At 66.1% G+C, this 13829-nt stretch carries 11 protein-coding genes; 3 read left to right on the top strand and 8 right to left on the bottom strand.

Features of this window, described 5'->3' with window-relative positions; genetic code table 11:
• Window positions 1-219: 219 nt before the first annotated feature.
• A complete protein-coding gene (locus tag ACZ4FV_RS38875; protein WP_465325330.1) occupies window positions 220-627 on the bottom strand; it encodes a cupin domain-containing protein in 408 nt (135 codons plus the stop codon).
• Window positions 628-886: 259 nt separating this feature from the next.
• Between ACZ4FV_RS38875 and ACZ4FV_RS38870 the strand changes: the two genes are divergently transcribed.
• Both ACZ4FV_RS38870 and ACZ4FV_RS38865 read left to right on the top strand, forming a co-directional pair.
• Window positions 887-2344 carry a purine-cytosine permease family protein gene (locus tag ACZ4FV_RS38870; protein ID WP_465325328.1) on the top strand — a complete coding sequence of 486 codons (1458 nt, stop codon included), beginning with the start codon at window positions 887-889 and terminating at the stop codon, window positions 2342-2344.
• A gap of 108 nt (window positions 2345-2452) precedes the next feature.
• Window positions 2453-3181: a GntR family transcriptional regulator gene (locus ACZ4FV_RS38865; RefSeq protein WP_395874015.1), complete on the top strand. Its 729-nt coding sequence runs from the start codon at window positions 2453-2455 to the stop codon at window positions 3179-3181.
• A gap of 864 nt (window positions 3182-4045) precedes the next feature.
• On the opposite strand, the gene ACZ4FV_RS38860 is transcribed toward ACZ4FV_RS38865, so the two are convergent.
• From ACZ4FV_RS38860 to ACZ4FV_RS38835, 6 genes are all read right to left on the bottom strand, one after another.
• Window positions 4046-5515, bottom strand: a complete 1470-nt coding sequence (locus ACZ4FV_RS38860) for an amidase (protein WP_465325325.1) — start codon at window positions 5513-5515, stop codon at window positions 4046-4048.
• A gap of 375 nt (window positions 5516-5890) precedes the next feature.
• Window positions 5891-6301: a RidA family protein gene (locus ACZ4FV_RS38855; RefSeq protein ID WP_402239106.1), complete on the bottom strand. Its 411-nt coding sequence runs from the start codon at window positions 6299-6301 to the stop codon at window positions 5891-5893.
• A 70-nt stretch (window positions 6302-6371) separates the two neighbouring features.
• Window positions 6372-7118, bottom strand: a complete 747-nt coding sequence (cnbZ, locus tag ACZ4FV_RS38850) for a 2-amino-5-chloromuconate deaminase CnbZ (RefSeq protein ID WP_465325321.1) — start codon at window positions 7116-7118, stop codon at window positions 6372-6374.
• Between the two features lie 550 nt (window positions 7119-7668).
• Window positions 7669-9147 (bottom strand): carboxyl transferase domain-containing protein, encoded by a 1479-nt coding sequence (locus ACZ4FV_RS38845; protein ID WP_465325319.1) that lies wholly within the window; start codon window positions 9145-9147, stop codon window positions 7669-7671.
• Window positions 9144-10373 carry a CaiB/BaiF CoA transferase family protein gene (locus ACZ4FV_RS38840; RefSeq protein WP_465325317.1) on the bottom strand — a complete coding sequence of 410 codons (1230 nt, stop codon included), beginning with the start codon at window positions 10371-10373 and terminating at the stop codon, window positions 9144-9146. The genes ACZ4FV_RS38845 and ACZ4FV_RS38840 overlap by 4 nt, the downstream gene beginning before the upstream one ends.
• Window positions 10374-10377: 4 nt before the next feature.
• Entirely contained in the window at window positions 10378-11250 is an 873-nt protein-coding gene (locus ACZ4FV_RS38835) for a fumarylacetoacetate hydrolase family protein (RefSeq protein ID WP_395872839.1), read from the bottom strand.
• Between the two features lie 764 nt (window positions 11251-12014).
• On the opposite strand from ACZ4FV_RS38835, the gene ACZ4FV_RS38830 reads away from it, so the two are divergent.
• A complete protein-coding gene (locus tag ACZ4FV_RS38830; protein ID WP_395872840.1) occupies window positions 12015-12584 on the top strand; it encodes an NADPH-dependent FMN reductase in 570 nt (189 codons plus the stop codon).
• A gap of 538 nt (window positions 12585-13122) precedes the next feature.
• Here ACZ4FV_RS38830 and ACZ4FV_RS38825 read toward each other — a convergent pair.
• On the bottom strand, window positions 13123-13566 hold the full coding sequence (locus ACZ4FV_RS38825; protein WP_465325314.1) for a transposase: 444 nt from the start codon (window positions 13564-13566) through the stop codon (window positions 13123-13125).
• Window positions 13567-13829 lie beyond the last annotated feature (263 nt).

Raw genomic sequence — 13829 nt, 5'->3', positions numbered from 1 at the left:
GAACTGCTGTGTATATCTTGGCGGCACGTGCTTTCTCTTTCCGGTTACCTGCAACCCTACGCGGGTCGCTGTCCGGAAGATCAAGGGCACCTCACTACCTCGCGCCTCGACACCGGCCTCAGTGCCCACGCCGCCGGCACTACCGTCGACGCCGCCCTCCGCCGCACGGCCTGCATCGCGGGTCCAACGCCCGGCCCGCATTCAGCGAGCAGGCATGGGTCACCGGTTTTCGAGGTGCTCCCGTAGCGTTGGACCAACCAAAGCGGCGCTGTACTTGGCGTAGAGCGCGAGCGCCTCCTGTGATTCCGGGTCCGACTGCAGTTTGTCGAACTCTGCGAACAAGCCTTCGTAACCGCCTGGCGTCATCAAATTGATGACCCTCACGGCCCCTTGGTCCTTGACCAGGTTGTCGAAGGTGTGGGGGAGGCCGGGGGGAGCGCTGGCGAAGTCGCCGGGGTGCAGTTCGTGGACTTCGTCTCCCAGCTGAACCGTCAGTACTCCGGCGAGCACGAAGAAGGTGTCCTCTTGCTGCTCATGGACATGAAGCTGCGGACCGGTGTGATATTCGAGGTCCATGATCATGAAGTCGTAGCGGCCTCCCGTCTGACCGCCGCCGGCCTTGAACAAGGCAGGACCGGTCTCGTAGGACTGCCCTTGGCCCTTCCTTACGACTAGCCCCTTCACAGCGTCCTCCCGGGTCTTCGAAACGTCGATGGTAAAAGGCGCCAAGCCGCGACGACCTGGTCCTAGCGATCGTCTGCCGGCCTCTGGTGAGCCACACCGGGGCCGAGACGACTCTTGACATTCTCACTGAGCTTCTGCTCCCATCCTCACGATAGCCAAACAAACTATGTATGACAAATGATGAAGTCGGAAGGGTGGCGTCGTGACCATCGACCCCGCAGAGAGACACCAGCTCGAAGAAGTGCTGCATGTCGATGCCACTGGCATCACGCCCGTAGCGGACGGTAATCGCGACGGTACCGCGCTGCAGATGTTCTGGATCTGGTCGGGCGCGAACCTGGCGCCCATCAGCTGGATCGTCGGCACGATCGGCATGACCCTCGGACTGAGCCTTCTGGAGACGATCCTGGTGACCGTCATCGGGCAGGCGGTGGGCGCCGCGATATTCGGACTGTCCGCGCTCATGGGGCATCGGACAGGTGTGTGCCAGATGGTGCTGGCGCGGGTCGCGTTCGGACGACGTGGAGCCTATTTGCCCGCAGCCCTGCAAACGATCGTCGTTACGGGCTGGATAGGCGTCAACACCTACGTCGTCGTCGATCTCGTGCTCGGGATTCTGCGTGAGCTGGGCGTGAACCCTGGAACGGGGAGCACGTACCTGTTGGCCGGAGCGATCATGATCGGTCAGATACTGATCGCGGTGTGGGGGTTCTACGCCATTCGCACGATCGAGAAGTACGCGGTCCCTCTGGTCGCTGCCGTAATGGTCGTGATGACCGTCCTGGTGCTGGCCCGGATCGACGAGGTCTCCTGGACCCAGTCCTCCCTGACCGGAGCGGACAAGTTCACCGCGATGACCCAACTGCTTACCGCCGTGGGCGTGGGATGGGCGATGGGGTGGATGACGTGGGCCTCCGACTACAGCCGGTTCACGAGCCTCGACGTCTCGCCTCGACGCCTGTACGCGTCGTCGGTACTCGGCATATTCGCCCCTCTCGCCTGGCTGTCGGTTCTCGGCGCCCTCGCCGGTGCGACTTCGGACGCCACGGACCCGGTGGGCATCGTCACCACGCTGTTCGGTGCCGCGACCATACCGGTACTCTGCGTGATCCTGCACGGTCCTGTGGCCGCAAACGTCGTGAACATCTACACGGCCTCCTTGGGCCTGCTGGCTCTCGACATCAAGATCAAGCGCGCGGCGGCCAGCGTGCTCGCCGGAATCGTCGGCTTCATTCCATTGGTGATGTTCCTCGAGTCCAGCAGCTTCTCCAGCAGCTTCGGCAACTTCATGTCCTCGCTGGTGGTCTGGATGAGCCCGTGGGCGGGTGTCACGCTGGTGGACTGGTTCGTCATCCACAGGCAGCAGGTCGATGTCGCATCTCTCTACGCCCCTCCGACGACGTCTCGGTATGGGGATGTGAACGTCCGAGCACTCGGTGCCTTCGCGCTCGGGTTGGCCGCGGCCTGGTCCTGCCAATACGGCCCCATCGCCGCGTTTCAAGGTCCCATCGCCAGGCTGACCGGACAGGTGGACTTGTCCTGGGCGGTAGGGCTGAGTGTCAGCGCTTCGGTCTACTACTGCCTGGTGCGCCGGCGAACGATCCATCTCGAAGAGGGCGCAGCGGAGAGCTCGACGGATTCCCGCCCCCTCGGCAGTTGAGACCGCCCGCGTCCCCTACTCGGGCGTACGCACCGACAGCACTCGGAAGGTATGCTTGGAGTTACGTATGACCTACGCTTGCCGCGTGGATCCAAACGGGGGTCGAGCATGCAGCCATTCGACAGCACTCTGCTGGTAGAACAGGTCCGAGGCGCCATTCTCAAGGCCATCCTCAACAAAGAGCTGGTCGACAAGCTCCCGAGCGAAGGCACGCTCGCCACCACGCTCAACGTGAGCCGAACCACGATTCGTGGTGCGTTGGCCGGTCTCGAACGCGAAGGAATCATCACGCGACGCCGGGCCATCGGCACCACGATCAACCAGCATGTCCGGCCTTCGTCGCTCGCCCTGCAGCGGCTCGTGGGCTTCACGGACATGCTGAAGGAAAAGGGCTACGAGGTGCATGTCGATGCGGACCGATCGCGGGTGGAGCAACCACCCTCCGACCTTCTTGCCGCGTTTGGCGACGATGTCCCGGCAGATGAGCCCGCGTTCCTGACCGACACGCGGTTCTACGCTGACGGAAATCTGGCGATCTTCATCCGCGACAGTGTGCCGTGGTCGAAGCTCACCGACCAGTCACGGTTGCCGGAGATGGCTCCTGCCACCCACTTCGACTTCACCCGCCCCTATCTGGTCAGTCCCATCGATCACGCGGTCGTGGAAGTTCGAGCGGGTGTCAGCCCTGCCAACAGCACGTACCTGGAGACGCGCGACGGCCAAGCGTTCACGCGCCTGCTCGAGCGGCATTACACGCGGGAAGGTGCGATCGCGGCGGTATCCCTCATTGACGTCAACAACGACTTCGTCGTCTTCGAGATCATTCGCCGCATGTGATGTGGTGCACCGCGCGAGACTCGTGAAAGCGACGTGCCCTCCCGTCTCCGGCCTCGCGGTCGCACATGCCGGCAATCGCTGCCGTACTCGGCAACCTCCTCGTCACGGGGCCGTCGCCCGGCCGGGTGGCCGCGGCCCGACATCGCTTAACCTGCGCCGCCGCGCGGCGCCGAGTGTCACAGCGTCGCCGTCGTCACCGACGAGCCGCGCAGGATGTACACAACGCAATCATGCGCCGAGTCGACGCCGAACGGGTATCGGCTCGGATCGCCTTTCGCCCGGCCCCGGGCGATGGCGGCGCAGCCGCTCCGCGCCGGTGGAGTGTCCGAGCGCAGCCACGGGGAGGACGATCCGGTCGTCCGCGCATCGGGGCAGCGACGGGCCCGTCGGGACGGCCCGCGGGTATTCCTCGTCGATCCGGCCGCTGCTCAATGCGTCGTAGAAGGCGCCGTGGCCCGCAGGTGGTGTTGCGGTGTGGGCGAGCCTGAGGTGGACCGGATTCGTCGCGGCACCGTCGAGTCGGTTCGACCGACGCGTCGGTCCGAGTGGCCGGTCGGCGACGCAAGTCCTCTACTGAGGCGCTGAGACGGGACGACATGTTCGGGGACTCGACGTCGGCGTGATCCAGCGAAGACGCTCGTCACCGCCGCTATTTCTGTCTCCCGCGTTACCCGATGATTCGAAGCTTTCGGCGCCGCTGTCCGGCGAACACGGAAACCCCGGCAAGAGGCGATCCTGCCGGGGTCGAGATCATGTTCGGGTTTTCGGCGCGGAGTCGACCGGGGTCGACCGCTCGACGCCGGAGCTTCCTGTTCACTGGGCTGGGGGACCCGCGCGATCATGGTGAAAGACCCCGTCGGATGCTCAGGCTTCGATTCCGTCGCAACGTCGATTCGCGCTCACGGGGTCGGCTGCAACGATATTCGGCGCTCGTGTGTGCCAGTCGGTGTGCTTTTGGTAGGTGTCAGCCACGGCGAGAAGGGTGCCATCGCTCCAGTGCGGACCCGCGAGCTGAAGACCTACCGGGATGCCTTGGGAGTCGAAACCGCACGGGATGGTCAGGGCAGGCAGTCCTACGGCGTTGAACGGCGAGACGTGGAATGGAGAGCCGAGGGGGTCGAGGAGGCGGCCACTGGGGTGGACCCTGGGCGGGGTTTGCGCCCGAGTGGGCAACGCGAGGACATCGATGGCGGAGAACGCCTCTTTCAGCTCACTCGCCAACCGAGTAGTCGCCTCACGGGCGGCGGCATAATCGGCCATCCGCAAGAGGAGACCCGCTTCCAGACGTTCACGTACCTGCGGGGTCAGGTCGGCCGCTCTGTCGACGAGCATAGGCGCGTACTCCACGGAGGCTTCGCAGGTCAAGATCACGCTGACCGCAGCCGCTGCCGCCTCCCAGCTCGGAAGTTCGACCTCGATCAGTTCCATGCCCAGGTCGCCGAGGAGGGTGAACGCGTCTTCCAGGACGCCGGCAACATCGGCGTCGCAGTGCTCCCACGGCGTGCCGCGGAGGATCCCGACCCTCAGGTTCCGCACCGGCTGCTTCAAAGCCGCGGTGTAGCTCGGCGGTACTCCTCCGCTGCGGGCCGTCGGCCCGACCGCAGGCGGGGGATCCGCGATGACGTCGAGAAGCAGGGCACAGTCGCGCGCGGATCGCGCCATCGGCCCGACGTGGTCCAGCGAGCGCGCCAGCGGCCACACCCCGGCCAGGGGAACACTGCCGTACGTCGGCTTGAGCCCGACGACTCCGCACCAGGCCGCGGGGTTTCGGATCGATCCGGTGGTGTCGGTCCCGAGGGCTCCGGGCACCAGGTGGGCTGCCAACGCGGCACCCGATCCCACGCTTGACCCGCCTGCGTATCGCCCGCGATCCCACGGATTCTTGGTGGAGCCGAAGGGATAAGTTTCCAGGGGCCCGTAGGCCAATTCCGGCAGATTGGTCTTCCCGAAAATGATGGCTCCGGCGGCCCGAAGCCGCTCCACGACGACTGCGTCCTCGGCGGGTCGATTCGTGGCCAAGACTTTGGAGCCCGCAGTCGTGACCTCCCCCCGAACGGCGATATTGTCCTTTACCGCGATCGGTACCCCGTGCAGGGGACCGCGTCTGGTTCCGCTACGCAGTTCCTCGTCTGCTGCCCTGGCTTGGGACAGGATCGCGGCCGGAGCCAGGGAGATGAAGGCGTTGAGCTGCGGATCCAGTCGGCGCGCCCGATGGAGCAGCGTCCGGCAGAGCTCCTCGGACGAAAGCAGGCCGTCGGCGAGCATCGATCCGAGTGCGGCGATTCCTGTGTCTTCGAGATGATTTCGGGCCGCGCCGTCGAGTCCTTCAGTCATCAGCGATCGTGTTCCTCGGGATTCCGGCCTGGTCGATCCGCACCTCGACGGTGTACCCGGGGCGCGAACCCACTTGCGGCGCCTTACGCGCACCGGCACCTCGGCGGGAGCCCCCGTCGTCATAGCGACTGTACGCCGAGACGTGGCTCCAGGTCAGTTGCCGAAGAATGCGGCGCCCGGGTCGGCCGATGACGACGGCAAGGGGTTGTGGCCTCGGCGATTCGTTCGTGGCTCGCGATGCGGGCGTGCGCAGGAACATCACGGGGTGGTCCCGAACGTCGTTGCTCGCCTCGAGGCGGTGTTCCTCGTGATGGAACCCGACGCGAGAGATCCGAGCAAAGTTCGGCACCGGAAGTGTCTTGGATGCAGCGCGCCTCACACCTGCGCTCCATCCTCGATGGCAGCGATGGCGTTGATCTCGATGAGCATCTCGGGATCGACCAATTTCGATACCTCTACAAGGGTGGAGGCCGGCGGGGGGTCCGCGAAGAACTGGCGGCGAATCCGGTGGATCGCAGCGAAGTGCTCGGTGTTCCTGACGAATACGGTGACGCTGACGATGTCGGTCATCGAGCCTCCGGCGGCCGCCATGGCCGCTTGCAGGTTCTCGCAGACCTTTTGCGTCTGTGCCTCGATGTCACCCTTGCCGATAACGGTTCCGTCGAGGTCACGTGCGGTCATCCCGGAGAGAAAAACCAACCGCCCGCGTACATCGACGGAAATTCCTTGCGAAAAATGCCCGCTGGGCCTGCTGAGCTGGGCGGAGCTCACTTTCTGCTTTGCCATGACGAATCTCCACTTCAAAGGGAGGGGATTTTGAGTCGACAGTTTTCAGGGACCTGCTGCGCCGGGACGGTCACAGCAGTATCTGGTGCGATGTGGTGCGCGCGTCCATCTCGTACTCGCAGTCCTCGACCGGCGGACGAGCCGGGTGCCAGGTGATCGATCCGGTTCCGTAGTCGAGGAGTTCTTCGCGAATCAGCGGACCGATGTCGTGGACGGTGTAGGCCCCGGTGTGCAGCACGTCCGACCAGCCGAGGCCCAGGACCCGCAACCGGAGTTCCTGCTCGGCCCGTACGAACCTGAGCTTTTCCCGCATGGCGTCGAGGCCCGTCTCGCCACGGCGGACGATGCTGTCGCGGTACTCGCCGGGGCCTTGGGCGCATTCGGCGTTGCCGGCCAGCACGAAGGTCGGGGAAGCCGTGTCGGACGGGATGGTGTACGAGAAGGCATGCAGCGAGGCAACCGGGGGTGGATTGTGCTGTGGGCAGACGTTGGTCCGTGCGACGGGGTTGACGCCGTCGCTGTACAGTCCCCAGCGTTCGAGGGTCTGCACGTAGAGGCGGTTGAATTCGATGAAGCCCTTTTCGGTGAACGGGGCGGGCGAGCGCAATTCGCAAGCGCTGAATGCGGTGGTGGGTCGCCCGATCGAGGCCAGATGGGCCTCGACCGCGGCGAAACCGTCCGCCAGTGGCAATGGATTCACGAACTGCGCCCGCACCATGGTGTGGCCCGATTCCGCACGGACACCGCTCGAGAATTGAAAGACTCCGTCCACCTGGATGAATCGGTAACCGCCGGCGGCGAACTCGACTGCCTTCATCATTTTCTCCTCACTATGTGATCGTGCTCGGTATCCAAGTCGGTCGACTCGGCAGTTCCACGCATGGAACCTTGCGGGTGCGGAATTCTCGGAAGTCGCCCCTCGGATCATTGCGCACCTACCGGATCGCTTCGCGTAGGTTCGAGGGCATTGGCGATTTCCGGGGCTCGAGTCGCATCGCGGAACTCCCGGCGGATCATCCGGAAGCAGCCCCCGAGTGGCCCCGCTCTTCTCCTGCGCGGCGGCGAGGAGGCGCGTATGTAGGATACTAGGCATTTGTATTACAAAGTTCAATAGGTGGCTCGGAGATCTTTTGCGTCGTACACCAGCCGACACGGCGTGCGGGCGGCCGTCGTAGATCAAGGCCCGCAGGTCGCCACGAACCCTGTCCGGGAACGACGTCACATGCGCCCCCGGGGCTCGGAGCGCGAGGAACATCCCAACGTGGCCGGGGCTCTCGGCCTCCGGATCCGGCATGGCTTTCATACCTGTAGAACAGTTGACCTGGGGTGGTGTCACCCGCTCGGGGCACCGTGCTCCGACCCGATCGCTAACGTGCCTCGTCAGGGCGCCGAAACCGTGGCGGAGACATGGTCCCCGCCGTACTCGAACGCAGCGCGGTGAGCCTTGCCCCGATCTCTGCGCCGATCGCGCAGGCGAGCGCTTCGGGGGTGTCGTCGGCGTATTCGGGCACGATGTGGTGAACCGTGCCGTCCCGCAGCAGGTCGATGGCGCCGACCCGCTGCGCTTGGGCCATCTCAGCCGCGTGGTCGAGGTCGCCGTGCACGATCGCACTGGCGCCCTCGGGCGGAAGCGGTGACAGCCATGCGTTTTCCACCGCGATCACGAAATGGGCGGGCAGAAGGGCCAGTGCTCCGCCGCCGCAGCCCTGCCCGAGTAGTACCGACACCGTTGGAACGCGCATCGTGGACATGCGCCCGATGCATCGGGCGATCTCGCCGGACAGGGCGCCCTGTTCGGCCTCGGGCGACAGTTCGGCGCCGGGGGTGTCGATGAACGAGACAAGAGGGAGACCGAGTTCGTCGGCCAGTCGCATCCCGCGCCGGGCCTCGCGCAGTGCGGTAGGACCCAAGGGGGCGAGGCCCGATTGGGCGACGCGGTCCTGGCCGATCACGACGCAGGGCTGTCCGTCGATACGGGCGAGCGCGAGGGTGATGGCGCTGTCATGCTCGCATCCTTCGGTGGCTCGCAAGCGGACCAGGGTATCGCTGCCATAGCGCAAGACCTCGTGTACGCCGGGACGATGTGGGCCGCGCGTGATCCGGATCGACTCCCACGTCGACCGCGTTCGGCGGACTCCGCCGGTCCGGCGGTCTCGGGTCGCCGGCGTCGGTGGGTCGAGGAGCAACCCCAGTACACGGTCCACGAATTGCGGCAGTTCCTCGGGTGGGACGACGGCATCGACGATGCCGCGGTCGGCGAGGGCTTCGGTGGTCTGGATGCCGGGTGGGAAGGGTTTGCCTTCCAACAACTCGTAGACCTTGGGCCCGAGGAATCCGATCAGGGCCCCTGGCTCGGCCATGGTGAAGTGCGCAAGAGAGCCCCATGACGCGAACACGCCGCCTGTCGTGGGATGGCGGAGGTAGGCCAGGTACGGGAGTCCGGCCGCGCGGTGCTCCATGAGCGCGCGGCTGATGTCGACCATGTGGACGAACGCGGGCGTGCCCTCCTGCATTCGGGTACCGCCCGAGGCCGTGGCCGCGATGATCGGAATGCCCTCGGCAGTGGCCCGGCGAACGGCCGACACGATGCGCAAGGCCGCGCCGCGTCCGATCGATCCTGCCAGGAAGCGGAATTCGTTCACCACCACCGCCGTGGGCCGACCGCCAACGAATCCGCGACCGGTGACCACCGACTCGTCCGTCCCCGAGCGTTCCGCTGCGGACTCCAATTGCCGGCGATACGCAGAATCCGGGCCGAAGTGATCCACCGGCTCGTCCCACGACTCGAACGAACCCTGATCCAAGAGGAGATCGAGCAGATCCCCGGCCGTCATACGATCGCTCACGCGGATCCCCCCAACCATGCGCGGATCTCGTCGCCGTGCTCATCGAGCACGGGTGGCGAATCGTGGGTGGTCCCGGTCGTCTCGCCGCCGTCGATGTCGAAGAACCGCAGCGGCGGACCCGGCAGGGTCAATCTGCCGAGGGTGGCGTGTTGGACATCGATCAGCAGCCCTTGGCTCGCGGTCTGCTCCCATGTGTAGACCTCGTCGAGCGTTCGGACCCGGCCTGCGGGAATGCCGACCTCGGCCAGTCTCGCCAACAGCTCGGCGGCCTTCCTGTCCGCGAACACCTCCTCCACGAGGGCGACGACTCGCTCCCGGTCCCGCGCGCGCTCAGCGTTCGTCGCGACACCGGATTCGTTCGGAGCGAGGCCGAAAGCATGGCAGAAGTCGTGCCACAGGCCCTCGCTGCCGACCGCGATCTGCACGGTCCCGTCGGCGCATCGAAATAGTCCGTAGGGCGAGATCGAGGGATGATGGTTGCCCTGCGCGCGTCCCACCTCGCCGGCCACGGTCCAGCGTGTGCCCTGGAAGCCGTGGACCCCGACGGTCGCGGCGAGCAGGGATGTGCGCACGAGGGTGCCGATCCCGGTTCGTCGACGGTCATGGAGCGCCGCCAACACGCCGTAGGCGCCGTACATGCCGGCGAGGATGTCACTGATCGGTGTGCCGACCCTCTGGGGGTCCTGCGGGCCGGATCCGGTGATCGACATCAGCCCCGCCTCGCCTTGGGCGATTTGGTCGTAGCCGGCTCGACCGCCTTCGGGTCCATCGTGCCCGAAGCCGGTGATCGACAGTGCGATCAGGCGGGGATTGCGGTCGTGCAGGGACGCTATGCCCAGGCCGAGCCGTTCGAGCACGCCGGTGCGGAAGTTCTCGACGAGGACGTCCGCGCGGTCGACCAGGGCCAGGAAGGTCTCCCGGTCCTCCTCGTCGCGAAGGTCCAGGGCGATCGACTCCTTGTTGCGATTGGCGGACAGGAAGTAGGTGGATTCGCGCCGTTGCTCGTCGGCGGGTCCGGCGTCCGTATCCGTGCCCGCGTGGCCGTCCGCGGAGGGCCACCGAAAGGGAGGACCCCAGCCGCGGGTGTCGTCACCACGCCCGGGTGCCTCCACCTTGATGATGCGAGCGCCCAGGTCGCCGAGCATCATCGTGGCGTGCGGACCTGCGAGCGCGCGTGACAGGTCGAGAACCAGGAGATCGTCGAGTGGGCCACTGCGATGCATCATCGCGTCACACCGTCCCGGACGGGCCGGTCGGGTGTCGGCGCGCCTCGCTGCCGACGATCCGGTTGCGTATGCGGCCCAGCTTCTCGACTTCGACCTCCACGATGTCGCCCGGCCGCAGCAGCCACACAGGCGTTCGTGCGTAGCCGACTCCCGAGGGGGTGCCGGTCGCGAGAAGGTCTCCGGGGCGCAGCGTCGTCGTCCTGGAGATGTGAGCGAGCGTGTCTCCGACGGTGAAGATCATTTGGTCGGTGCTGCCGTCCTGGACGACTTCGCCGTTTACCCGGGTCCGCACCCGCAAGCCGTCGCGCAGGTCCCCGACGTCGGCGGCCGGCACCAGGGGGCCGAGGGGGCCCGAGGCGTCGGCGTTCTTGCCCAGGGTCCATTGGGATGTGAGTTTTTGGGCGCGCCGGGCGGTGATGTCGTTGAACGTGGAATAGCCGACGACGGCCGCCAGCGCAGCGTCCGGCGTGCTGTCCGTGAGCGTCGATCCGATCCAGGCCACGACCTCGCCCTCCCAGTCGAGACCGTCTTCTCCCGTGGGCACCGGCACATCCTTGCCCGACACCGAGAGAGTGTCCGGCCACCGGCCGAAGAGAGTGGGGTGTCGCGGCGATTCGGCGTCGCGGTAGGACCCCTCCTCGACGTGTTCTCGATAGTTGAGGCCGACGCAGAAAACCCGGGCACCGGGAAGTACCGGGGGGACCAGTTCCAGATCGGTCGACGCCACCGCGTCGTCGGGGGTCGGGCTCGCCAGATACCTCCCGGGCGCCCGCCAGAATTCTTCGAGGCTTGCGAGGACGGTGACCGTGGCGCCGTCCTCGCCGAGTCGGCCGACGTCGACCGCGCCGTTCGGGTGCCGGACTCCGACGATGCTCATGCGATTGATCTCCTCACCGATGGTGCGCCAGGACGCTGACGCGAAGGGCGCGCGGGCTGTGTGGATGTCGCAGTCGCAGACCTTAACATCATACGTAGGACAAAGCACCAGCTCTTTTCGAGTCGACAGTGTTCGCCGTCACTGCCGAACGGCGAGGTCGAGACCTCGAGGCCGGGGCCCTCGAGCCGCAAGAGCAAGCAAGCTCGAATCCCGGGTGATCGGGGTCATGCGGCCGGTTCGGGGTTCTGTCCGCGCGTTCGACGACCGCGGCGTCTCAGCCGGGACCCGATCGCATCACGCGAACACTTGACGAGAGGATCCGCCGCAGCAGAGGATGTTTAAGTCCTACAAAGTATGTAGGGCTGATGCGGATTCTCATGGACGGCAGTGAGGCGCGGCGTGAAGCGACCTCTCGCCGATCGACCGAGCGCTCGGCACGTCGGCTCGTCGCCGGTCTCAGACTCGTCGAGACGGCTGCGGATGACGGTCTGGCCGGTGCCCCACGGCAGCGTCACGCTCGTCGACCACTTTGTGATCCGGCGTCGGATCACGGACGTTTCCGTGTTGTAGGTCAGGCCTCGGGCGGGCCGGTCAGGTCAGTTCGGCCTTACCAACGCCTTCCGCCACCTCCTGGAACCGCTCTCCCGGCGGTGACAGCCACCTCCCAAACACGGGCGGGCAGGTACGGCGGCCGACCTGTGGTCATGCGGTTACGGCCGCCCGGATCCATTGATCATGTGTACGAACAGAGAGCTGGAGTCTCCATGTTGAACGTGGCAATCGTGGTGGGAAGCACCCGACCCGGGAACCGGGCCGGTGCGGTGGCCCGCTGGATTCACGAGACAGCGTCCCGACGCGCTGACGCGACCTGGGAGATCGTCGACCTCGGCGACTTCGAACTCCCTCTCCTGGACGAGCCGATTCCGGCGGCTGTCGACGACTACAGGCACGAACACACGAAGCGATGGGCCGCGAAGATGGCGACGTTCGACGCCTACGTGTTCGTGACACCGGAATACAACCACTCCACCTCCGGAGCGCTGAAGAACGCAATCGACTTTCTCTACGCGGAGTGGGTCAACAAGGCCGCCGGATTCGTGAGCTACGGCTACGACGGAGGCACGCGTGCCGTGGAACACCTCAGACTCGTTCTGGGCGGACTCCAGGTTGCGGACGTGGCGGCCCAGGTGGCGCTCACGATCCACGGGGACTATGTCGACGAGACCGAGTTGCGACCGCGCGAACACCAGTACGCGGCGGCGGGCTCGATGCTCGATCAGGTGGTTGCCTGGGGCGCGGCCCTGCGATCACTGCGCTTGGGTGACGAGCTCTGATCAGCTGTGTTCACCGCGCGTTCCGGGTCCGTGCATCGTGTTCGACGGTGGCCATTCCCCGCGCCGGCGATTTCGGGGTGAGAGCCGAGTTGTTCGGGCGAGCGTTACGGGACGGACGCGTGTGCGGGGAAATCGGACGGGACGGTCAGATCCGCCGTCACGTCGCCGTCCGCGTTCTTGGCGCGCGGCGCCTCGGGCGAGCTCGGTGGGAGGAGGATCCGCCCGGCGGGTGCTCGGGTAAGCGGACCGGGCCATTGGGCAGGTGATCGAGTGATTCACGGTGGTCTCCGCGGCAGTGGGCTGTCGGATGGCTTCCTACGTGGCCCCCGGCTACGCCGTCCGGGGTGCGGAGGACAGGATCCTGATCAACCGCCTGAGTAGCCCCGCGTTTTCCGAACGGGTTGATTGCTGTTGTTCTATGCCACGAGGTTCAATTCCCGTTCTGGGAACAGGACTTCGTGGGACGTGCGATAGCCGAGTCCGGAGAGCAGGCGTCGGCGGTTGTAGTGGCCCTCGATGACCCTGTTGCCCAGTAGCTCTACGCGGCGAGGTCGAGGGCTGCGAGGTGTGATGTCCGGGTGAGCGCGAGTGGCTTTTCGTTCCACCAGGCGTCGAGGCGGATGAGGTTGATGGCTGTGGCCGTGAAGATGTGGGCGAGGCGCGTCTTCGGCAGTCCGATATAGCGTGTCCGGCGGGCGCCGGTGGCTGCGACGGCCTGGTGGATCGTGGCTTCCACGCCCGAGCGAACCGCGTAGCGGGCCTTCCGCTCATCTGTGGCCTGTTCGGCTCGGACGCGTTCGAGGACGGCGTCCCGTTCCTGCGGACGGACGGTGAGTTGGCGCCCGTAGCGTGTGGAGCTGGTGCATTGGTCGCGCACCGGACACGGGGCGCACGTCTCGGTGGCGAAGCGGATGCGGATCGTCGGCCGGTGATTGTGGTCGTGGCCTCGGTCCAGTAGCGGCTGGTGGAACCGTTGGGGCAAGTGGCTGGTTGTGAGACCCAGTTGATGGCGAAGGTCGTCTTTCCGAAGCCGGCGGCCCGAACTGGCTGACGCGTGGTGTTCGGCCTGACGGGGCCGGTGAGGCGGACGCCGCGCTCGGTCGGCGCGGTCAGCAGGAGCTCCGCGGAAACGTAGCCGGCGTCCATCAGGCGCTCGGCCGGCAGCAGTCCCTTGTCATCGAGCCGGTCGTGGATCGCATCGACAACCACCGCATCGCCGACCGTGGCATCTGTGGTGACCACGTG

This window comes from Embleya sp. NPDC025285 (assembly GCF_055558835.1).
Note: the sequence above shows the minus strand (reverse complement) of the source record. Positions and strands in the feature narration are given on the sequence as shown.

Excerpts from the sequence above, each read along its gene's own strand:
- ACZ4FV_RS38835 (WP_395872839.1), bottom strand. The coding sequence starts at position 11,250 with ATGAGCATCGTCGGAGTCCGGCACCCGAACGGCGCGGTCGACGTCGGC.
- ACZ4FV_RS38855 (WP_402239106.1), bottom strand. The coding sequence starts at position 6,301 with ATGGCAAAGCAGAAAGTGAGCTCCGCCCAGCTCAGCAGGCCCAGCGGG.
- ACZ4FV_RS38865 (WP_395874015.1), top strand. The coding sequence starts at position 2,453 with ATGCAGCCATTCGACAGCACTCTGCTGGTAGAACAGGTCCGAGGCGCC.
- ACZ4FV_RS38860 (WP_465325325.1), bottom strand. The coding sequence starts at position 5,515 with ATGACTGAAGGACTCGACGGCGCGGCCCGAAATCATCTCGAAGACACA.
- cnbZ (WP_465325321.1), bottom strand. The coding sequence starts at position 7,118 with ATGAAGGCAGTCGAGTTCGCCGCCGGCGGTTACCGATTCATCCAGGTG.
- ACZ4FV_RS38830 (WP_395872840.1), top strand. The coding sequence starts at position 12,015 with ATGTTGAACGTGGCAATCGTGGTGGGAAGCACCCGACCCGGGAACCGG.
- ACZ4FV_RS38840 (WP_465325317.1), bottom strand. The coding sequence starts at position 10,373 with ATGATGCATCGCAGTGGCCCACTCGACGATCTCCTGGTTCTCGACCTG.